The organism is Arthrobacter sp. 05T410 (genome assembly GCF_056396505.1).
Genome location: NZ_JBFTLP010000008.1, coordinates 1 through 19,028 on the forward strand (window position 1 = coordinate 1; position 19,028 = coordinate 19,028).

At 67.9% G+C, this 19,028-nt stretch carries 18 protein-coding genes; 9 read left to right on the plus strand and 9 right to left on the minus strand.

The window, feature by feature from the left end:
- Window positions 1-145 precede the first annotated feature (145 nt).
- Window positions 146-715 carry a TspO/MBR family protein gene (locus AC1DFR_RS12415; protein WP_476873474.1) on the minus strand — a complete coding sequence of 190 codons (570 nt, stop codon included), beginning with the start codon at window positions 713-715 and terminating at the stop codon, window positions 146-148.
- Window positions 716-829: 114 nt separating this feature from the next.
- On the opposite strand from AC1DFR_RS12415, the gene AC1DFR_RS12420 reads away from it, so the two are divergent.
- Complete coding sequence (locus AC1DFR_RS12420) at window positions 830-1,903, plus strand: lipid II:glycine glycyltransferase FemX (RefSeq protein ID WP_476858012.1); 1,074 nt, start codon at window positions 830-832, stop codon at window positions 1,901-1,903.
- A gap of 30 nt (window positions 1,904-1,933) precedes the next feature.
- Window positions 1,934-3,430 (plus strand): threonine/serine exporter family protein, encoded by a 1,497-nt coding sequence (locus AC1DFR_RS12425; RefSeq protein ID WP_476873475.1) that lies wholly within the window; start codon window positions 1,934-1,936, stop codon window positions 3,428-3,430.
- A 196-nt stretch (window positions 3,431-3,626) separates the two neighbouring features.
- Here the strand turns inward: AC1DFR_RS12425 and AC1DFR_RS12430 are convergent, their stop codons facing one another.
- Together AC1DFR_RS12430 and AC1DFR_RS12435 are read right to left on the minus strand one after the other, a co-directional pair.
- On the minus strand, window positions 3,627-4,466 hold the full coding sequence (locus AC1DFR_RS12430; protein WP_028276959.1) for a siderophore-interacting protein: 840 nt from the start codon (window positions 4,464-4,466) through the stop codon (window positions 3,627-3,629).
- Between the two features lie 51 nt (window positions 4,467-4,517).
- Window positions 4,518-5,324 (minus strand): uracil-DNA glycosylase, encoded by an 807-nt coding sequence (locus AC1DFR_RS12435; RefSeq protein WP_476873476.1) that lies wholly within the window; start codon window positions 5,322-5,324, stop codon window positions 4,518-4,520.
- A gap of 203 nt (window positions 5,325-5,527) precedes the next feature.
- Here AC1DFR_RS12435 and AC1DFR_RS12440 point away from each other — a divergent pair, with 203 nt between their 5' ends.
- The 6 genes from AC1DFR_RS12440 to AC1DFR_RS12465 all read left to right on the plus strand — a co-directional run bounded on the left by AC1DFR_RS12440 (window position 5,528) and on the right by AC1DFR_RS12465 (window position 11,337).
- On the plus strand, window positions 5,528-5,791 hold the full coding sequence (locus AC1DFR_RS12440; RefSeq protein ID WP_223915291.1) for a DUF3263 domain-containing protein: 264 nt from the start codon (window positions 5,528-5,530) through the stop codon (window positions 5,789-5,791).
- A 93-nt stretch (window positions 5,792-5,884) separates the two neighbouring features.
- Window positions 5,885-6,523 (plus strand): LytR C-terminal domain-containing protein, encoded by a 639-nt coding sequence (locus tag AC1DFR_RS12445; protein ID WP_476873477.1) that lies wholly within the window; start codon window positions 5,885-5,887, stop codon window positions 6,521-6,523.
- Window positions 6,524-6,681: 158 nt separating this feature from the next.
- On the plus strand, window positions 6,682-6,885 hold the full coding sequence (locus AC1DFR_RS12450) for a cold-shock protein (protein ID WP_230008017.1): 204 nt from the start codon (window positions 6,682-6,684) through the stop codon (window positions 6,883-6,885).
- Between the two features lie 59 nt (window positions 6,886-6,944).
- Window positions 6,945-8,213, plus strand: coding sequence for an ABC transporter substrate-binding protein (locus tag AC1DFR_RS12455; RefSeq protein ID WP_476873478.1), 1,269 nt, complete (start codon window positions 6,945-6,947; stop codon window positions 8,211-8,213).
- A gap of 295 nt (window positions 8,214-8,508) precedes the next feature.
- Window positions 8,509-10,146: a chaperonin GroEL gene (gene groL / locus AC1DFR_RS12460; RefSeq protein WP_079555368.1), complete on the plus strand. Its 1,638-nt coding sequence runs from the start codon at window positions 8,509-8,511 to the stop codon at window positions 10,144-10,146.
- 135 nt (window positions 10,147-10,281) lie between these two features.
- Window positions 10,282-11,337, plus strand: coding sequence for an RNase H family protein (locus tag AC1DFR_RS12465; protein WP_476873479.1), 1,056 nt, complete (start codon window positions 10,282-10,284; stop codon window positions 11,335-11,337).
- 13 nt (window positions 11,338-11,350) lie between these two features.
- Here AC1DFR_RS12465 and AC1DFR_RS12470 read toward each other — a convergent pair whose 3' ends face one another.
- The 6 genes from AC1DFR_RS12470 to AC1DFR_RS12495 all read right to left on the minus strand — a co-directional run bounded on the left by AC1DFR_RS12470 (window position 11,351) and on the right by AC1DFR_RS12495 (window position 18,466).
- Window positions 11,351-11,638 carry a WXG100 family type VII secretion target gene (locus AC1DFR_RS12470; RefSeq protein ID WP_026538909.1) on the minus strand — a complete coding sequence of 96 codons (288 nt, stop codon included), beginning with the start codon at window positions 11,636-11,638 and terminating at the stop codon, window positions 11,351-11,353.
- A 190-nt stretch (window positions 11,639-11,828) separates the two neighbouring features.
- Complete coding sequence (locus AC1DFR_RS12475; RefSeq protein ID WP_476851307.1) at window positions 11,829-13,295, minus strand: sensor histidine kinase; 1,467 nt, start codon at window positions 13,293-13,295, stop codon at window positions 11,829-11,831.
- 2 nt (window positions 13,296-13,297) lie between these two features.
- The gene (locus tag AC1DFR_RS12480) at window positions 13,298-14,008 is read right to left on the minus strand and encodes a response regulator transcription factor (RefSeq protein WP_018775770.1); all 711 of its coding nucleotides are present in this window, start codon (window positions 14,006-14,008) and stop codon (window positions 13,298-13,300) included.
- A gap of 78 nt (window positions 14,009-14,086) precedes the next feature.
- The gene (locus AC1DFR_RS12485; RefSeq protein WP_476858019.1) at window positions 14,087-15,733 is read right to left on the minus strand and encodes a DNA repair helicase XPB; all 1,647 of its coding nucleotides are present in this window, start codon (window positions 15,731-15,733) and stop codon (window positions 14,087-14,089) included.
- Window positions 15,730-18,222: a helicase-associated domain-containing protein gene (locus tag AC1DFR_RS12490; RefSeq protein ID WP_476873480.1), complete on the minus strand. Its 2,493-nt coding sequence runs from the start codon at window positions 18,220-18,222 to the stop codon at window positions 15,730-15,732. The genes AC1DFR_RS12485 and AC1DFR_RS12490 overlap by 4 nt, the downstream gene beginning before the upstream one ends.
- Window positions 18,223-18,232: 10 nt before the next feature.
- The gene (locus tag AC1DFR_RS12495) at window positions 18,233-18,466 is read right to left on the minus strand and encodes a hypothetical protein (RefSeq protein ID WP_079555362.1); all 234 of its coding nucleotides are present in this window, start codon (window positions 18,464-18,466) and stop codon (window positions 18,233-18,235) included.
- A 177-nt stretch (window positions 18,467-18,643) separates the two neighbouring features.
- On the opposite strand from AC1DFR_RS12495, the gene AC1DFR_RS12500 reads away from it, so the two are divergent.
- The gene (locus tag AC1DFR_RS12500; RefSeq protein ID WP_018776003.1) at window positions 18,644-19,027 is read left to right on the plus strand and encodes a cold-shock protein; all 384 of its coding nucleotides are present in this window, start codon (window positions 18,644-18,646) and stop codon (window positions 19,025-19,027) included.
- Window position 19,028 lies beyond the last annotated feature (1 nt).

Here is a 19,028-nt window from a genome sequence, read left to right on the forward strand (position 1 = left end):
AACCCGCGCATATCAGTCTGACAGCGCCGTCGATCACGACGCGCCGGCCGCCCGGGCCAGACAGGGAACGGACACAAAGAGCGGTCCAAGACAAACCAGCCTTGGACCGCTCACCCTTGCCCTCTTGACAAAGAACTCCTACATATCAGTTGTGCAGTGCCGCCCACAGGTTCAGCGAGGATGCGTACACGATCCACGACAGGTAGGGCAGCATCAGCAGTCCTGCCGCCCGGCTGATCGGTCCGAAGAGCACCACCGTCGCGGCCACGGCCACGGCCAAAGCCACGATGATCCCGAACGCGATCCACAGCGCCGGCGTCCCGAGCGCCGGGTACAAGGCGAAGAAGACCGGCGTCCAGAGCAGGTTCAGCCCCAACTGCACGCCGTAGGCTGTCAGGGCCGCTTTGGACCCCGGGGCGCGGCTGCGCCAGACCAGCCACGCCGCGACGGCCATGGCGGCGTACAGGACCGTCCAGACGGGCCCGAAAACCCAGTTCGGCGGGGACCACGGGGCCTTGTCCGCGGTGGCGTACCAGCCGTTGACGTGGTTGGCCGTGGCCAGGCCGCCCAAGGCCGCAACGAGCGCCGACGCGCCGAGGAACAGAAGCAGCGCGACCACCTGGGAGAAGCCGCTGCCCGCGCCGCTTCCGACGCCCTTAGAGTGGCCGCCGGGCGCCCCGGGACGGCCTTCCAGCGGTTGTTGCTGAGCCTGCATGAGACCAGCCTAACCGCCTGACCCGGACCGGCGGCAGGGTGCGGACCGATAGACTTGGGGCTGCATGTCCGCATGCCGCCGAAGCTCGTACCGCAATGATTGGATACCGCACCCTTGCGAGAATTCACTGCCCGTTTTGCCTCTGCCGAAGAGATTGCCAACTGGGATGCCCACGTCACGGCGAACCCCAACGGCGGCAATCTCCTGCAATCGGAAGCCTTCGCCGAGGTCAAACAGCACTTTGGCTGGAAGCCCTTGCACCTGGTGTACGAGTCGGCCGATTACACGAGCTACAACCTGATCCTGGAGAAGTCCTTTCCGGTCCTCGGCAAGCTCTGGTACCTGATCAAGGGACCCGACGTGGCGTCGGTCGAGGACATCCCCGGGATCGTCGCGGCGAACGCGGACTTCGTCAAAAGGGCCAAGCTGGGCGTCTTCGCGATCAAGATCGAACCGGATGTTGTCTTGTCCGACGACGCCGCGCGGATCCTTGAGGCCGCCGGACTGGTCAAGACCCACAACCTGCAGCCGAACGACTCCACGGCGCTGCTCGATATTGCGCCCGAGGAAAACCAGCTGCTGCGCAACCTGCACTCCCGGGGCCGCAACGCCGTGCGCCGCGCCATCCGCGAGGGCGTGGAAGTCCACAACGTCGAGCCCACGGAAGAGAACTTCCGGGCCATGTATGCCCTGATGACCACCACGGTGGAAGCCAAGTCCCAGGTCCGGGTGCGCGAGTACGAGTACTACCGCCAGTTCTGGACCAACTTTCTGAAGCGGGATCAGGGCAGGCTGCTCTTCGTGTACGAAAACGGGGTGCCCTCGGTGGGCGCATTCGTGATCAACTACGGCCGCAAGGGAACGTACAAGGACGGCGGCTCCCTGCAGAAGCGTGGCCAGTACGGCGACTCGCACCTGGTGCAGTGGACCGCAATCAACCAGGTCAAGGACCTTGGCTGCACCGAATACGACTTCTGCGGCACGCCGCCGAGCGACAAGCTCAAGGACACCTCAAACCCGTTCCATGGCCTGGGCCTGTTCAAGACCAGCTTCAGCAAAACCGTGACCGACTTTGTCGGCTGCTATGACCAGGTCCTGAGCCCGCTGAAGTACAAGGCCTGGATGATGGCGGGGGAGCGCGTGGCCCGCCAGGTCTACACCCGGCGCACGGGCCAGCAGTTTTACTAAACAGCCGACGAGGACAGTGAGGAGGCCGGAATGAATAACGGATACAGCGGCCACCGCAGGCCGCCCACGGACGGCCTGCCCCGAACGCAGCCGATGTCGCCGGTGGAGGTGCGCCAGAACGCCGCCGCGAAGCGCATGTTGCGCAGGTTGGTACAGGGCGAGAACCCGCCGACGGCGCCCATGAGCATCGTTGACCGGCTCGCCGGCAGCCCCTATGCGAACCCGATGATCCAGGTCGGCGGCGTCGACGCCTCGGCCCGCAAGACGATCGACTTTGCCTTGCATCTGGCGGAATCGATGTTCCGTTACGGCGCCGGAGCCCTGGAAGTTGAGACCAGCATCATCGCCATCACGGCCGCCCTGGGACTGAAGAACATCGAAGTGGACATCACCAACCAGTCGGTGGCCATCAACTATGCCCCGAAGGACCAGACGCCCATCACGTTGCTTCGTGTCGTGCGGTCCTGGACCAACAACTACGCGGGCTTGGCCAAGGTGCACCAGCTCGTCACGGACATCGTCTCCGGCGGCGTGGGACGTGAGGAGGCTGTGCGACGGCTTGAGGACATCACCCACAGTTCCAAGCCATTCCCGCGCTGGATGGTCACCGTGGCATTCGGCGTGTTCTCGGCCGTCTTCGTCGGTGTTCTCGGCGGCGACCTCGGAGCCTCTGCGGTCGCTTTCGTCTCCAACCTGCTGGTGAGCCTGCTGGCCAGGCAGCTAGGGCGGTGGCGCACACCTGACTTCTTCGTCACCGCCTCGTGTTCCTTCCTGGTCACCTTCATCGCCCTGCTGTTATGGCGTTTCGGCGGCATGGTAGGAATCCAGATACCGCCGGCCATCGTGGTGGTCGGCGGAATCCTGCTGCTACTGCCGACCGGCCGGCTCGTCTCCTCGGTGCAGGACGCGATCAACGGCTTCCCCGTCACGGCGGCCGGCCGTTTCCTCTCCACCATGCTGACCTTCGGCGCGCTCGTTGCCGGCATTGCCGTCGGCTTCGTAGTCGGGGATATGACCGGCATGGAGGCGATCAATGTCACCGAAACATTCCCTCCGGCGTATCCGTGGTGGGCCGTGGTCATCCTGATCGCCATCGCGGTGCTGATGATCGGCATCACCGAACAGACCAGCTGGAAGCTGCTGCTGCCGACGGCGGCCGTGGGGGTGGTGGGCTACCTGGTCCTCATCGGCGGCGACGCCCTGGGCATCGGATCCCGCTTCGCCCCGGCCCTCGCTGCCGTGGTGATCGGCCTGCTGGCCCGCGTCGTGGCCCTCCGGATGGGCGCCCCGCAGCTGGTGGTGGCCGTTCCCGCCGCGCTGATTCTGCTCCCCGGACTCACTATATTCCGGTCGATGTATGTATTGACCATCGAGGAATCGGAGATTCTCATGGGCGCCGGCGGCATGCTCAACGCCGGAGCCATCGTGCTCGGTGTCGCTGCCGGCATCGTGCTCGGCGACACCCTGGCGCGGCCCCTGACGCGGAGCCTGGCGAGCAACGAACGGCGCAGGGCCCGCCGCCGCTAGATCTTGCGAGGAATGCCCGTCCGGCTCCCCTAAGGCGCCGGGTTTCCCCACTTTTGCCGGGACGCGACGGCATGTCAGCCCGCCGCGCCGGCGTGTCCCGGCGTCGTGGTGGCAAAGGTGGGGAAACTCCGCAGCGCAAAATCTCGCGCCGCCTAATCTCGCGCCGCCAGATCTTGCGCCGTTAGATCTTGCCCCGCTAGATCTTGCCTATCGGCAGCTTCTTCTCCGCCTGGAAGTCGTCCTCCACCCGGCCCTTGGCCCAGTAGCCCGAGAGGGACACCTGGGCCCGCTCCAGCCCGCGCTGCACGTAGAACACGTCCCGGAGGCCCTTCATGTAGCCCCGCTCGCCGTGGGCAAAGACCTGCACCCGGCCCTCGGGCCACTCGGCGTCGCGCACCGCGGTGACCAGCAGTTCGCTCTCACCGGCGGGTGCGCCGCCGCGCAGCAGCCAGCGCAATTCGACGCCGGCCGGCCCGGCGATGGCCTGGACGTCGGCGTCGCTGTCCACTTCGAGCAGGGCGAGGCCGCGGGCATCTTCCGGCAGGGATTCGATCGCCGCGCCGATGGCCGGCAACGCTGATTCATCGCCGGCAAACAGGTACCAGTCCGCGGCCGGGTCCGGGTTGTACCCGCCGCCGGGGCCGGTGAAAGTCAGGCGATCGCCGGGCTGGGCCGAGGCCGCCCAAGGGCCGGCGAGCCCCTCGTCGCCGTGGATCACAAAGTCAATGGCCAGTTCCTGCGCCGCCGGGTCCACCCAGCGGACCGTGTAGGTCCGGGTATGCGGCCACTGACTGCGCGGCATGGTTTCCCGGATGGCCCACAAATCCAGCGGATCCGGGTATTCGACGCCGGGTTGCGGAAAGACGATCTTGACGTACCGGTCCACATAGTCGTTGTTGACGAACCCGGCGAAGCCAGGGCCCCCGGCGATGATCCGGACCATGTGCGGGGAGAGCTGCTCCCTGCGCAGGACCGTCAGATCGGTCTGGGGGCGCGAATTCCGGGTGGCGGTGGTGGCTGCGGGGACGGATGTCATGCAGCTAAGCCTAACCAAGAACCCCCGGCGGGGGCTTTGCGCGGAGGCCTGTTACGGCAACGGCGGAAGCTCCCAGTCGACCGTCCCGCTGCCTTGTTCCAGCAGCAGGGCGTTGGCCCGGCTGAACGGCCGGGACCCGAAGAAGCCGCGCGAGGCCGAGAGCGGGCTGGGGTGGGCGCTGGCGATCACGGCGGCGGACCCCATCAGCGGCCGCACGGACTCGGCATCCTTGCCCCACAGGATCGCCACCAGAGGGGCATGGCCCGCACCGGATACGGACGAGCGGCCGGCGACTGCCCGGATGGCCGCCGCCGTCACGGCCTCCCAGCCCTTGTTCCGGTGCGAGCCCGCCGCGCCGGCACGGACGCTGAGCACCCTGTTGAGCAGCAGTACGCCTTGGTCCGCCCAGTGGCTGAGGTCCCCGTGGACGCGCGGGGGGAAGCCGAGATCGGCTTGAAGTTCCTTGTAGATGTTTGCCAGGCTGCGGGGGATCGGCCGGGTGGCGCCGTCCACGGCGAAGGACAACCCCACGGCGTGCCCCGGCGTCGGATACGGGTCCTGGCCCACCACCAGCACGCGGACGCCGGCCAGGGGCTGCCGGAAAGCCCGCAGCAGGTTTGCCGGCGAGGGCAGTACGCCGTGCCCGGCGGCCACTTCGCCCGCGACAAAGGCGAGGGCTTCGCGCAACTGCGCCTCCACCGTCGCCAGCGGTCCCGCCCAGTCCGGAGCAACCAGCGCGTCCAGCGGCCTGCGTGCCAGGTCCGCGAAGCTAAGGGTGTCCGCGGCTGCGGGCTCCAGCTCGAACAGCGCGTCGGATTCACTGGCGGGGTCAAACTCGGCATCAAACACAGCACCCATTCTTCCCCAGCTAAGGCCCGTTTCTGCGCCCGCCCGAATGACAACCCTGTCATTCGGCCGTAGCATTGGGACTGACTTTTTAACGGATACCAGCCAGGTTTTTCGGAATCAACCAGGAGTGTGTCGTGGCCGAAACAGCGCAAGAGCACGTGCTCGCGGGGGATTCTGCCGGATTCCCAACCGCCGGCGCGGGCCCGGACGGGGTGTCCGCGGAGTCTGCGCTGAGCGCCCGCGACCAGCAGATGCTGGCCTTGGAGCGGCAATGGTGGAAGTACGCCGGGGCCAAGGAACAGGCCATCCGCGAGCTGTTCGATCTGTCCGCCACGCACTACTACCAGATCCTCAATGCCCTCATCGATACCGAGGATGCGCTGGCCCACGATCCCATGCTGGTCAAGAGATTGCGTAGACTACGTACATCACGCCAACGTGCCCGCACTGCCCGTCGTCTGGGAACAGATTCGTAAAGTCGCGTCACGAGCAGCCGGATGCGCACGTCCTGTTGCGTCCGTTCCGGCCTCGGGCACCCCGTATGAAATCAGCAAGGACGTCGTTTTACCATGACCAAATACGCTCGGGATGAATTTGATCGGGTCCCGGAGACCTCTACCCGGCAGGGAGTCCACCGGGCCGTCGCGGCATCGCGGCGGCGGAGCCTGGCGCCGATCCTGGCGGCTGGCTGCGTAGCCCTGGCCATCGGCCTGGTGGCCTTCCTGATCCTGCCGAAGCTCGGCTTCTCCGCAGGCCAGGCCGCGGCCGTGACGGCCGGTGGCAGCGCGTCCGCATCTGCCAGCAGCAGCCCGTCCGCCACGAGCACCATGAGCCCCAGTCCCACGCCGACGAGCCCGGAGCCGGCCGGCACGGACGCCGCCGCCGCGCCGGCGGCTTCGCCGTCAGCTACGCCGAGCGCCACAGCCGCCGCCGTCGACAAGACGCAGCCGGTGACGATCTACAACGCGACCACCACCGCCGGCCTCGCCACCCGCGTCGGCGGCACCGTCACCTCCGACGGCTGGGTCCTGGGCGAGACAGGCAACTGGGGCGGTGTCCCGCAACAGACGTCGGTGATCTTCTACAGCGGCGTCGAGCAGAAGGACAATGCGGAGGCACTCGGAGCCCTCCTCGGCGTCGACACCCTCGTGGACTCTGCCGAGTTCAACATGCCCCTTGTCGTCGTTCTCGGCCCCGGCTACCAGTAGCCAATCCGGTTACGCCTCAATAACTATTAGGCGGCGGCCCTGCCCGCCGCCGGCGTTCCTGGGGGACGCTGTGGGTACAGTATCTGCGGATTTCTCTTCGCAGTCCGCGGCGCACATCGAGGTGGGCCGCACGCAAGCTAGCTGAAAGTGTGGACACCATGGCACTGGGAACCGTCAAATGGTTCAACGCCGAAAAGGGCTACGGCTTCATCGCCGTGGACGGTTCCGAGAACGACGTCTTCGTGCACTGGTCAGCGATCGTCGGGGAAGGCTACCGCGCCCTGGACGAGGGCCAGCGGGTGGAACTGGAAGTCGGCGAGGGCGAAAAGGGCCCGCAGGCCGAAAGCGTCCGGCCCGCCTAGTGGTACTGGCTGCCGTCACGAACGCCCCAAGGAACGCGGCCGGGCGCCGCGGAGGACATTTGCCGCTGGGCCGCGCCCTGGCGGCGGGCACAGTAGCGGCCCTGGCCCTGACGGGCTGCCTGGGCCCCGCGGGCAGTGCCCGCGTGGCCAGCGCCGACGCCAGCGGTGACGGCATCCTGCGCATCGGCCTGATCCTGGACAACACGGGCAAGCAGAACTTCCTCAACGCCTCCGAGCTCGCGGCGGCCAAACTTGCCGTCAAGGAGATCAACGCTGCCGGCGGGCACAAAGGCAAACCGGTGGAGCTGCTGCCGGAAACCATCAGCACGGACACCGCCGCCCAGGCGAAAGCGCTGGTTGCCGCCAAGGCCGACGTCGTGATCGGCCCGACCGATTCCAGCCGTGCCCCGGCCGCCATCGACGTGCTCGCCAACGCCAAGGTAGCCGTGATCTCCCCGGCCAACACCGCCGCCGCGCTCAGCAACTACAAGAGCGGCGGCTACTATTTCCGCACCTCGGCCGCCGACATCGCCCAGGCATCCGTCCTCGCCAAACTGGTCAAAGACGGCGGCGCCAGGACCCTGGCGGTCCTGCATGAGGAAGGCGACTACGGCAAAGACGTCGCCGCCGCCGTCGGCGGCGCGGCGAAACAGTCCGGACTGGAGGTCGTGGCGGACTCGGAGTTCACCCCCGGCCAGGCTCAGCAGGCTGTCGCCGCCGCTAAGGCCGCCAACCCCGACGCCGTCATCCTGGTCTCGCGCGACGGCGCACAGGGCGCCATCGCCGAGCTGAACAACGCCGGCCTCGCCGGCAAGAAGCTGGTCCTCAGTGACGGAGCAGTCAGCAAGTACGGCTCTGGCCTGGGCGCCCGGGCGCTCGAGGGTGCACGCGGGATCCTGCCCGGCGTGTTTCCCTCCGCCGCCTTTCAGGCGGACCTCGTGGCCGTTGATCCCGGGCTGAAGGACATGGTGTTCGCCGCCGAGACGTACGACGCCGTCGTCCTGGCCGCCGTCGCCGCCGCCGCCGCAGAGGACGACGCCGGCACTTCCATCGCGGCGTCCCTCGTCGCGGTCTCCGGCGGAACCCCGGCAGCAGGCGGAACCGGGGCCGGCGGCAGCCAGCCGCCCAGCGAGTCATGCACGAGCTACAAAGACTGCGTCGGCGTCCTCCGGGCAGGCCAGCGGCCGGACTACGACGGCCAGTCCGGACGGATCAACTTTGATGCCCACGGCGACATCACCGAAGCGAACTACATGGTTTCGACCTACGGCGAGGACAACCTGCCCACGGTGGACGGCACAGAAGCCGCGAGCAGCAGCGGCGGCTGATCGCTCGTAGCGTATTGTGCCCGCGTGGTGGCCGGTTCCGGCCTGCCACTGCTTGCACTCTCCCCGGGGGAGTGCTAATTATTGATTTAGCACTCCAGCGCACTGACTGCTAACACGACGCCCGGTCCGCCCGGCCGCGAAGTGGGGCAGCCGGTCCAGGAGCTAAAGAAACACCTTGCTGGGGTGAGATCCCGGACCCGGCGGCATACAGAGGCCGCGGGGTTGGGATCGTCCGTCGCGGGCACCACAGCGAAGGTTCATTCTTAACGACTGTCCCGAAAGGACTACTGCCGTTATGGCCAAGATCATTGCATTTGATGAAGAGGCACGCCGCGGTCTTGAGCGGGGCCTGAACATCCTCGCCGACGCCGTCAAGGTCACCCTCGGCCCGCGGGGACGCAACGTCGTCCTCGAAAAGAAGTGGGGCGCCCCCACGATCACCAACGATGGTGTTTCCATCGCCAAGGAGATCGAGCTGGACGATCCCTACGAAAAGATCGGCGCCGAGCTGGTCAAGGAAGTTGCCAAGAAGACGGATGACGTCGCAGGCGACGGCACCACCACGGCAACCGTGCTGGCACAGGCCCTGGTCAAGGAAGGCCTGCGCAACGTAGCGGCCGGCGCTGACCCGCTGTCCCTCAAGCGCGGCATCGAGAAGGCTGTTGACGCGGTCACCGTCGAGCTCCTGGCCTCCGCCAAGGAAATCGAGACCAAGGAAGAGATCGCCGCCACCGCGTCCATCTCCGCCGGCGACAACGAGATCGGCGCCCTGATCGCCGAAGCCCTCGACAAGGTCGGCAAGGAAGGCGTCATCACCGTCGAGGAGTCGAACACGTTCGGCCTCGAGCTGGAGCTGACCGAAGGCATGCGCTTCGACAAGGGCTACATCTCCGCCTACTTCGTCACCGACGCTGAGCGCCAGGAAACGGTCCTTGAGGATCCGTACATCCTGATCGTCAACTCCAAGATCTCCAACGTCAAGGAACTGGTTGCTGTCCTGGAAAAGGTCATGCAGTCCAACAAGCCGCTGCTGATCATTGCCGAAGACATCGAGGGCGAGGCCCTGGCCACCCTGATCGTCAACAAGATCCGCGGCACCTTCAAGTCCGTCGCCGTCAAGGCTCCGGGCTTCGGCGACCGCCGCAAGGCGCAGCTGGCCGACATCGCCATCCTCACCGGTGGCCAGGTCATCTCCGAGGAAGTCGGCCTCAAGCTTGAGACCGCCGGACTCGAACTCCTTGGCAAGGCCCGTAAGGTTGTTGTCACCAAGGACGAGACCACGATCGTCGAGGGTGCAGGCGACGCCGACCAGATCGCCGGCCGCGTGTCCCAGATCCGCGCCGAGATCGAGAACTCCGATTCCGACTACGACCGCGAGAAGCTGCAGGAGCGCCTGGCCAAGCTGGCCGGCGGCGTTGCAGTCATCAAGGCCGGCGCCGCAACCGAGGTCGAGCTCAAGGAACGCAAGCACCGCATTGAGGACGCCGTCCGCAACGCCAAGGCTGCTGTCGAAGAGGGCATCGTCGCCGGCGGTGGCGTTGCCCTGATCCAGGCCGGCGCCAAGGCATTCGCGAACCTGCAGCTCTCCGGTGACGAAGCAACCGGCGCGAACATCGTCCGCGTTGCCATCGACGCCCCGCTGAAGCAGATCGCCTTCAACGCCGGCCTCGAGCCCGGCGTCGTCGTGGACAAGGTCCGCGGCCTGCCCGCAGGCCACGGCCTCAACGCCGCCACCGGCGAGTACGTCGACCTGCTGGCCGCCGGCATCAACGACCCGGTCAAGGTAACCCGCTCTGCCCTGCAGAACGCGGCTTCCATCGCCGGCCTCTTCCTCACCACCGAGGCCGTTGTAGCCGACAAGCCCGAGAAGGGTGGCGCCCCGATGGGCGGCGGCGACGACATGGGCGGCATGGGCGGCATGGGCGGTTTCTAACCACCCGCGCCAGCCATCACCGGCTGTTCGACGACGGCGGTCCCACCTTCGGGTGGGGCCGCCGTCGCCGGTTAAGCGCTGCCCCTGTCCAAGGGAGCGTCGGTGGGCGTCGGCGGGTTCTGGCAGGATAGGTCAGTGACGATTACAGCAGCGGCCGACGGTTCGGCCTTAGGAAATCCTGGCCCGGCCGGCTGGGCCTGGTACGTGAATGACGACTGCTGGCGGGCCGGGGGGTGGCCCCACGGCACGAACAACCAGGGCGAACTGATGGCGGTGCTGGACCTGTTCCGGGCAACGGCGCACATGCCCGGGGAAGACCTGCTGATCCTCTGCGACAGCCAGTACGTCATCAACGCCGTGACCAAGTGGATGCCCGGGTGGAAACGCAAGGGCTGGCGCAAAGCCGACGGCAAGCCGGTGCTGAACGTGGACCTCCTCAAGGACATCGACCAGGCGCTCGTGGGCCGCAAGTACACCTTCGAATGGGTGCGGGGCCACGCGGGGCACGAGCTCAACGAGGCGGCGGACGTCCGCGCCCGGGCAGCGGCCACGGCGTACCAGCAGGGCGTGGCCGTCCGGCAGGGTCCCGGGTTCGGCACCCCGGAGGGCGAACCGCCAGCGGGCGAACCCCCAGCGGGCAAAACACAGCAGGACAAGACACAGCAGGACAAGATGCAGCCCGCCGCCCAGTCCGCCGCCCCACCCGCAGCCGCCCCTGCGGCCGCGACCCGGCCGCAGGCAGCCCCGGCGCCAGCCGGCCAGCAGGAACTCTTTGGCGCGCCGGGGACCTACGACGAACCGGACCTCTTCAGCGAACTCGAAGAAGAACCTGCCGTAGACCGGGCGGAGGCCAGCGCCGAAGCCGTCGTCGAGTCCCTCGAACGCGAACTGCTCCGCCCCGAAACCCGGGCAGACCTGGGCCGCACGGGCGTGCTGCTCCACCCGGACTTCACCGAAATCGGCAGCTCCGGCCGGATCTGGACCCGCGACGCCATGATGATGTCACTCGAGGACAACCCGGGCGGAGCCGTGGAGCTGGAACTGTTGGGCGCGGACCGGCTGGGTGAGAAGACCATCCTGCTGACCTACCGCAGCCACACCCGTGAGGGATCAGCCCTGCGCAGCTCCCTGTGGGTCCTTGAAGGCGCCCAATGGCGCCTGCGCTTCCACCAGGGCACACCCGAGGCCTGAGGGCGCGTGCGGCTCACGTGAAGCGCTGCGCATTGCCCAGTTCCGCCTGCGCATAGGTGGCGGCAGCGGAGTTCAGCGCGAGGTTGATGGACGCCAGGGACGCCTCGACCCTGCCCTGGGTCAGCGTCCACTCGGCCACGAGGGTTTGGAAATTAGTCGCCGCGGAGCCCCGCCAGCTGCCCTGGAGCTCGTCCAGCCCCCGTTTCATGGCGTGGACGTCCGCGCTGATCCTCTCCACTGTGGCCTGCACGTTGGCGGACTTTAGCTGGAGGAGTTCGGTATCGACGGAGATGATGCTCATGGAAATGCCTCTCGAATGCTCGGGAGGCGGCCGCGGCCCGGCGGAGCACGGTGAACGTCAGCGGGTCTGCGGTGAGGTATTGCGGTGACATTTTCGGTGAGAGCTGGCGGGGAGCGGCTGCCTCATCCGGATCTTCCGGACACCTCGAGCGTAGGCGGGCGGCGCGCCGGCCGGACACCGCCGTCGGCCCCTATGTGGATAAGTCCGCTGTGGACCGTTCCGTGGCCTCTTCGTCCAGGAGCGGGATGCTGACCACCAGCGTGGCACCGCCGCCGTCGGTCTTCCCGACCCGCACGGACCCGGAATGCGAGCCGACGATGGCGGCCACGATCGCCAGGCCAAGTCCGCTGCCGCCGGTCTCCCTGGTCCGGGAGGTGTCGGCCCGGTAGAAGCGCTCGAAAATACGGGCCGCCTCCTCATCCGGAACCCCCGGTCCGTGGTCCCGGACCTCGATCACGGACTGCCGTGTTCCGTCCGGTGCGGTCCGGACCCCGACGCCAATTTCGACTGGGGTGCCCTCCGGCGTGTAGCGCAGGGCATTGCCGACCAGGTTGCTGACCACTTGGCGCAGTTTGGCTTCGTCGCCCAGCACCGGGGCGGCGGCCGGGGCCGCGCCGTCAATCCCGGTGAGGGTGATGGTGCGGCTGCGGTCGCTCGCCTGGGTGTCCACCACGGCGTCGTTGGCCAGCAGCAGCAGGTCCGCGGGCTTCTGCTGCAACGGCCGCTGTTCGTCGATCCTGGCCAGCAGCAGCAGGTCTTCGACCATGGCTCCCATGCGTTTGGCTTCGCTTTCGATCCGCCCCATCGCCGTGGCCACGTCTTCCGGGGTGGACAACGCCCCGTGCCGGTACAGCTCGGAGAAGCCGCGGATGGTCACCAGCGGGGTTCTCAGTTCGTGCGAGGCGTCGGCGGCGAAGCGCCGCATCCGCGCCTCGGACGCCATCCTGGCGGCGAAGGCCGTCTCAATGTGCGCGAGCATGGCATTGAGCGAGCTCCCGAGCCGGCCCACCTCCGTGCCCGGGTTCTCCACCTCCACACGCTGGGACAAGTCTCCCGCGGCGATCGCGGCGGCCGTCTTCTCCACCCGGGCCAGCGGCCGGAAGGACCGCGAAACAGTCCAGGTGGCAATGAAGAATGCCAGCACGAGCGTCAGCAGGCCCACACCCACCACCACCAGGGCAGCGTGTTCCATCACCGAATCCACGGGGTCCAGCGGCAGCCCGATCACGACGACGGCGCCACGGTTGTTGTTGTCCACCACGCTGACGGCCACGACCCGCCAGCTGCCGCCCTCGGATCCGCGGACCTGGAAGGGCATCTGCTGGCGTTCCCGGGCCTCGACCGAGGAAAAGGTGCTGAGCGCGGGGTGGGATTCCTTGTCGCCGCCGAACGTGTAGGGCGGAAGACCGGGGCTGAAGAGCATCAGCGAGTAGTCGGTGGGAACGGTGGAGTTGGTCTCCTGCAACTGGCTGAAGGACTGCTGCTGCCGCGCGGATTCGACGGCGGCCCGGAGCTTGTCATCCACCTGGCCCTGCAGGAAGCTGTGCAGCAGCGTCAGCGTGCCCGCCCCGGTAGCCGTGAGGGCCACCAGCATGAGCGCCATCATGATGGCCACGAGCTGAGAGCGCAGCGACGCCGATTTCCAGCGGTACAGCAAGGTCAGCGCTTCTCGGCAGTCCGCAGGACGTAGCCGACGCCGCGCTTGGTCTGGATCAGTGCCGGGGCATCGGGATCGATATCCACTTTGCGGCGCAGGTAGGAGATGTAGGACTCCACGATCGAGGCGTCGCCGTTGAAGTCGTACTCCCATACATGGTCGAGGATCTGGGCCTTGGACAGGACCCGGTTCGGATTGAGCATGAGGTAGCGCAGGAGCTTGAATTCCGTGGGCGAGAGCTCGATCACGGTCCCGCCGCGGCGGACCTCGTGGGCGTCGTCGTCGAGCTGGAGGTCATCGACCCGGATCACGGCGTCGTCGTCGACCTGGGGTTGCGTGCGCCGGAGTACGGCGCGGATGCGGGCCACCACCTCGTCGAGGCTGAACGGTTTGGTGACGTAATCGTCCCCGCCCACGGTCAAACCGGTGACTTTGTCCTCGGTGTCGTCCTTGGCCGTGAGGAACAGGACCGGGAAGTGCTTGCCGGCGGCGCGCAGGCGGCGGGTAACGGTGAAGCCGTCCATGTCCGGCAGCATGACGTCCAGCACCGCCAGATCGGGGGAGTGCAACTCAGCAGCAGCCAGCGCCTCGCGTCCGCTGCCGGCCGAGACGACTTCAAAACCAGCGAAGCGCAGGGACGTGGAGAGCAGCTCGCGGATGTTCGGTTCGTCATCGACGACGAGGAGCTTGGCTTCGGGACCGTTCTTCTTCATGTTCCCATGATGCTCCCAGACTCTGGGAGTTTTCTGAATGGAGGTTGTGTGTTGCATGGCCGCATCCCCGGCACCCGCCTAGCCCGCGGTGCCGACGTCCTTGGCGTCCATGATCCGGTAGGCGTACCCCTGCTCGGCGAGGAACCGCTGCCGCTTCGCGGCGAAATCCTGGTCCAGGGTGTCCCTGGCCACGAGCGAATAGAACCGGGCGGAGCGGCCGTCCTTCTTCGGGCGCAGCAGCCGGCCCAGGCGCTGGGCCTCCTCCTGGCGGGACCCGAATGAACCGGAGACCTGGATCGCGACCGACGCCTCGGGCAGGTCGATGGAGAAATTGGCGACTTTGGACACCACCAGGGTCTGCACCTCGCCGGCGCGGAACGCGTCGAACAGCCGCTGGCGCTCCTTCACCGACGTGTCGCCCTTGATCACCGGCGCGCCCAGGCGCTCGCCGATCTCGTCGAGCTGGTCGATGTACTGCCCGATCACCAGGAGCTGTTCCCCGGCGTGTTCGGCGACGAGTTCTTCGACCACCCGGGTCTTCGTCTCGGAGGTGGCACACAGCCGGTATTTGTCGGCGTCCTCGGCCATGGCATAGGCCACCCGTTCGTCGCGGGGCAGGTCCACCCGGACTTCCACGCAATCGGCCGGGGCGATGTAGCCCTGGGCCTCGATGTCCTTCCACGGCGCGTCGTAGCGTTTCGGCCCGATCAGGCTGAAGACCTCGCCCTCCCGGCCGTCCTCCCGCACCAACGTGGCGGTCAGCCCGAGCCGCCGGCGGGCCTGCAGGTCCGCCGTCATCCGGAAAATCGGCGCGGGCAGCAGGTGGACCTCGTCGTAGATGATCAGGCCCCAGTCGTTGCCGTCCACGAGCTCCAGGTGCGGGTACAGCCCGCCGCGCTTCGTGGTCAGGACCTGGTAGGTGGCGATCGTGACCGGCCGGACTTCCTTGACGGAGCCGGAGTACTCGCCGATCTCCTCCTCGGTCAGCGACGTGCGTTTGAGGAGCTCGTCCTTCCACTGCCGCGCGGCGACGGTGTTGGTCACCAGGATCAGTGTGGTGGTGGAGCTGGTGGCCATGGCGGCCGCGCCGACCAGCGTCTTGCCGGCGCCGCAGGGAAGGACGACGACGCCGCTGCCGCCGGCCCAGAAGTTCTCCGCGGCCAGTTGCTGGTAGGGCCGCAGCTTCCAGCCCGATTCGTTGAGCATGATGGGGTGCGGGGTGCCGTCCACGTAGCCGGCCAGGTCCTCGGCCGGCCAGCCAAGCTTGAGCAGCAGCTGCTTGAGCTGGCCGCGCTGGGAGGAATGCACCACCACCGTCTCGCCGTCGATCCGTGGCCCGAGCAGCGGGGCGATCTTCTTGGCGCGGCTGATTTCCTCGAGCACCGGGTAGTCGGAGGTGCGCATGACCAGGCCGTGCTGCGGGTCCTTCTCCAGGCGGAGCCGGCCGTACCGGGACATGGTCTCTTCGACGTCGATCAGCAGGGAATGGGGCACGGGGAAACGGGAGTACGTGAGCAGGGTGTCCAGCACTTTTTCGGCGTCCAGCCCGGCCGCCCGGGCGTTCCAGAGCCCCAGCGGCGTCAGCCGGTAGCTGTGCACATGCTCCGGGGCCCGTTCCAGCTCGGCGAACGCCGCGATGGCGTGCCGGGCCTCCGTTGCGAGTTCGTGGTCGACCTCCAGCAGGATGGTCTTGTCACTCTGGACGATCAGGGGCCCGTCATTCACTGGAACAATTCCTCTGTAGCTTCTACGTCGATAATGCGGTGGATGGACAGGACCCGCTCGATTTCCTTGTCCGGATCGAACACCCGCACCCGCCCGCCATTCACTGCTACCGGAACAACCGTCTCGCGGGTGGCATTCCCCATACTGTCCACGACATTCATGATGACCCGCTGCCTGAGGCGGATCGCCTTCAGCAGGGTCTCGAGGCCCAGCTGGGTCGCTTCCTCGCTGCCCGGTGCCGCCGGCGGGTGGGCGCCGGAGCCCGGCGCCCGGGACCCGTTGGCGCGCAGCACGGCCAGCTGGGCCTCGATGTCGGCCTCCGGCGGAGCGGTCCGAGGGGCGGTGTAGACCGGCCGGCCGCTGCCGGGCGCAGGGGTGCTGCGGCGCAGCCGGACGATGGCGGAGGCAGCTTCCTCCAGGACCGGGGCCAGCCCCAGACCCCGGAGGGCCTGGGCGGTTTCCCGGGGCGCGGCGTGGGAGACGACCACGGTGGGCGCGATGCGCACCAGCCCGAGGCCAGCCATGGCCGGGGCGTTGAGCAGTTCCAGCAGGGCAGCCTCGTCCTCGCTTTGGATAAAACTGGCCGCGGCCCCCACCCGGAGCCGGGAATGGCGCGCGGCGGTGTCTTCGATGAGGTACTGGAGGGGCTGCGGGATGGCGGTGGCCGAATGCTGGCGCAGGAAGTCCAGCATCGCCGCGGCGTCCTGGCCGGTGTCGAGGGCCCGGCGCACGGAGGAGACGGAGAACCGGTAAATGGTGGCCGGTCCCTGCCCTTCGGCCGTGGCCATGGTCAGGAGCCGTTCGCTCAGTTCGGGGTCGAGGTAGCCCGGCGCCACCGCCGTCAGGTCCGCCTGCAGCAACACGTGCTGCAGGGCCGCCGGCAGGTGTTCGCCCAGGATCCCCAGGGCGTCGTCCGGCTGCTCGGCGGCGATCGCGGCGCCCAGCTGGCTCAGCGCCCCGGAGCCGATCAGGCCAAGCATCTCGGCCTCCGCGAGGATGCCGCGGATCAGCGAGCTGAAGCGCCTGGCCATCCGGGGCTGCGTCCACTCGGCACGCTCCAGCACGGCGGCGGCATCGAGGACGGGGGCCTGCCCGTCGGGCGCCACGGCCTCAAGGGTGAGTTCGTGCAGGATTTCCAGGACCCGTTTGCGGACCACCGGGGCGTCCGGCCGCTGCGCCTCGGCGGAGAGCGCATTGATGGTGGTCCCGGCCGGCCCTCGGTGCCCTGCCGGGCCCGGGGCGGCAGCATTCACCGGCTGGCCCACGAGGGACGGTGCGCGCTCGCTGGCCAGCCAGGCGTTGACCAGCCACAGCCACTGCTCCTGCCGCGGCAGCGACAGCCACTCCAGCTGCGGCGGCTGCACCCACGCAGAACTGTCGACGTCCAGCCGCAGCAGACCGGCCATTCCGCAGAGCTCCGCGAGGACGCCGGCCTCGTGCACGTCCATCCGCAGGGAATCCGCCAGCCGCTTCATCTCCCGGACCCCGACGCCCCCGCTGCGCAGCGTCGCCAGCGGCTGTTCGCGCACGGTGTAGAGCACTTCGCCGACGAGCCGCAGCGTCTCGGCGATGGCGCCCAGCGCGGCGTTTCGGCGCAGCCCCGCGCTCGTGTTGCCCAGCCGGGGGACGGGCGGCGTGAGCGAAAAGTTCTCGATGACAAACCCGCCGCGCAGCGACACTCCGACGCTGTGCGGCAGTTCGACGTGCGCGGCGTCCAGCGGTACCAGCAGCCCGCGCGCCAGCAGCCAGTCCACGGGGCCGACGTCGGCGCCTTCGTGGAGCACGGACGCCCGGCGCTGCGCCTGCGGGACGGCGCCCATGGCCCAGTTCCCGAACCGGGCCAGAAGGGCGGCGGTCCGGTCCGGTGCGGTGGCCAGAATTTGCTGGAGCGATTCCGGTGTTGCCGTCCAGTGCTGCAGGGACAGGGCGGCTTCCATCGGCGTCGTGGCGGGGGAGACGGACGCCCCGGCGCGGTGAAGTTCCCCCACCAGCTGCACCACGCGCTGCGCAAAAGCAGGCTGGAGCCGCACCAGTTCGGTGTAGCTGCGCCCCAGCCCCGCAGGGTAGATGCCAATCACGTCCTTGAGGCTGCCGACCGGAAGGTAGTGGCGCTGCTTGGCGGCGGCGGGGGTCGCGCCGTGCGGCGGATCGGCGCGGTGGACGAGGGCCAGTTCCTGCAGGGAATGGAGGAGCCGGTCGACGGCGGCAACCGAGGAGCCGTTGATCAGTTTCTTCAGCATCGCCGCCGACGCGCTGTGCCCGGTATCGGCGTTGGTGCACAGGTGCAGGGTTTCCAGGACCTGCATCTGCGGGCGGTTGAGCCGTTCGAGTGCCCGCTGGACGCTGACGCGTCCGCTGGCGCGGGCGGCGAGGGCGGCGAAGTCCGGGACGCCGGGAGAAATCAGGTCCGGCCGCGCGGAGAACAGGGCCCGCAACGATTCGTCGCTTCGTGCCTGAAGTTCCTTGCTGAGCGCGCGGATGAGGGACATCGCTCCAACGTTACCTTTCGCCGGGCCCGCGCGGGCGGCGCCGGGCTGCCACCGCGTCGACAACGAGGGCCAGCATGAGCAGGAATGCCACTGGGAGGCCGTAGAGGGCCGTCGAGGTAATCCAGGCGGGCGCCACGGCATTGTTGAAGGCCATCGCCATGACAGCGCCGACGGCAACGAGGGACAGCACAGCAAGGGTGGCCGCTACGATCATCAAAGGCCGCCGGTAACGCGTCAGTGTCATGGGGGCAACGCTAACAGTCCGGCATCGCCCGCGCCTCAAGCCGTTAAAGTGAACCAGGCAGGATAACCTTGGAGATACAGACCAACACGGTCCGGGCAGTCATACCCTGAACCCGCGTATCCATGCGGATGCGGTGACCGCCGGCCGTGTCCCCGCAGAACGAAGAAGGTTGATTACGTGCCTACCGGCAAGGTCAAGTGGTATGACAAGGAAAAAGGCTTCGGATTCCTCGCGGGCGAGGACGGCCAGGAAGTCTTCCTGCCCAAGTCCGCGCTGCCCGAAGGCATCACGGAGCTCAAGGCCGGCACGCGTGTTGAATTTGGTGTAGCCGACGGACGCAAGGGTGCCCAGGCCCTGGGCCTGCGCGTGCTGGACAAGACGCCGTCCATCGCCAAGGCAAAGCGGCCCAGCGCCAGGGACCTTGCCCCGCTGGTCCAGGACCTCGTCAGCGTGCTGGATAACCTGTCCGGGACCCTGTCCGCGGGCAAGTACCCGGAAGGCAACAAGGGCAAGGCGATCGCAGCGGCCCTCCGTAAGGTTGCCGACGAGCTGGACGTATAAG

Bases quoted from the DNA above. Each gene is read 5' to 3' on its own strand.
- AC1DFR_RS12445 (WP_476873477.1), top strand. From the start codon at position 5,885: ATGACCAAATACGCTCGGGATGAATTTGATCGGGTCCCGGAGACCTCT.
- AC1DFR_RS12490 (WP_476873480.1), bottom strand. From the start codon at position 18,222: ATGTCCCTCATCCGCGCGCTCAGCAAGGAACTTCAGGCACGAAGCGAC.
- AC1DFR_RS12430 (WP_028276959.1), bottom strand. From the start codon at position 4,466: ATGACATCCGTCCCCGCAGCCACCACCGCCACCCGGAATTCGCGCCCC.
- AC1DFR_RS12495 (WP_079555362.1), bottom strand. From the start codon at position 18,466: ATGACACTGACGCGTTACCGGCGGCCTTTGATGATCGTAGCGGCCACC.
- AC1DFR_RS12435 (WP_476873476.1), bottom strand. From the start codon at position 5,324: ATGGGTGCTGTGTTTGATGCCGAGTTTGACCCCGCCAGTGAATCCGAC.
- groL (WP_079555368.1), top strand. From the start codon at position 8,509: ATGGCCAAGATCATTGCATTTGATGAAGAGGCACGCCGCGGTCTTGAG.
- AC1DFR_RS12470 (WP_026538909.1), bottom strand. From the start codon at position 11,638: ATGAGCATCATCTCCGTCGATACCGAACTCCTCCAGCTAAAGTCCGCC.
- AC1DFR_RS12425 (WP_476873475.1), top strand. From the start codon at position 1,934: ATGAATAACGGATACAGCGGCCACCGCAGGCCGCCCACGGACGGCCTG.
- AC1DFR_RS12480 (WP_018775770.1), bottom strand. From the start codon at position 14,008: ATGAAGAAGAACGGTCCCGAAGCCAAGCTCCTCGTCGTCGATGACGAA.
- AC1DFR_RS12415 (WP_476873474.1), bottom strand. From the start codon at position 715: ATGCAGGCTCAGCAACAACCGCTGGAAGGCCGTCCCGGGGCGCCCGGC.
- AC1DFR_RS12450 (WP_230008017.1), top strand. From the start codon at position 6,682: ATGGCACTGGGAACCGTCAAATGGTTCAACGCCGAAAAGGGCTACGGC.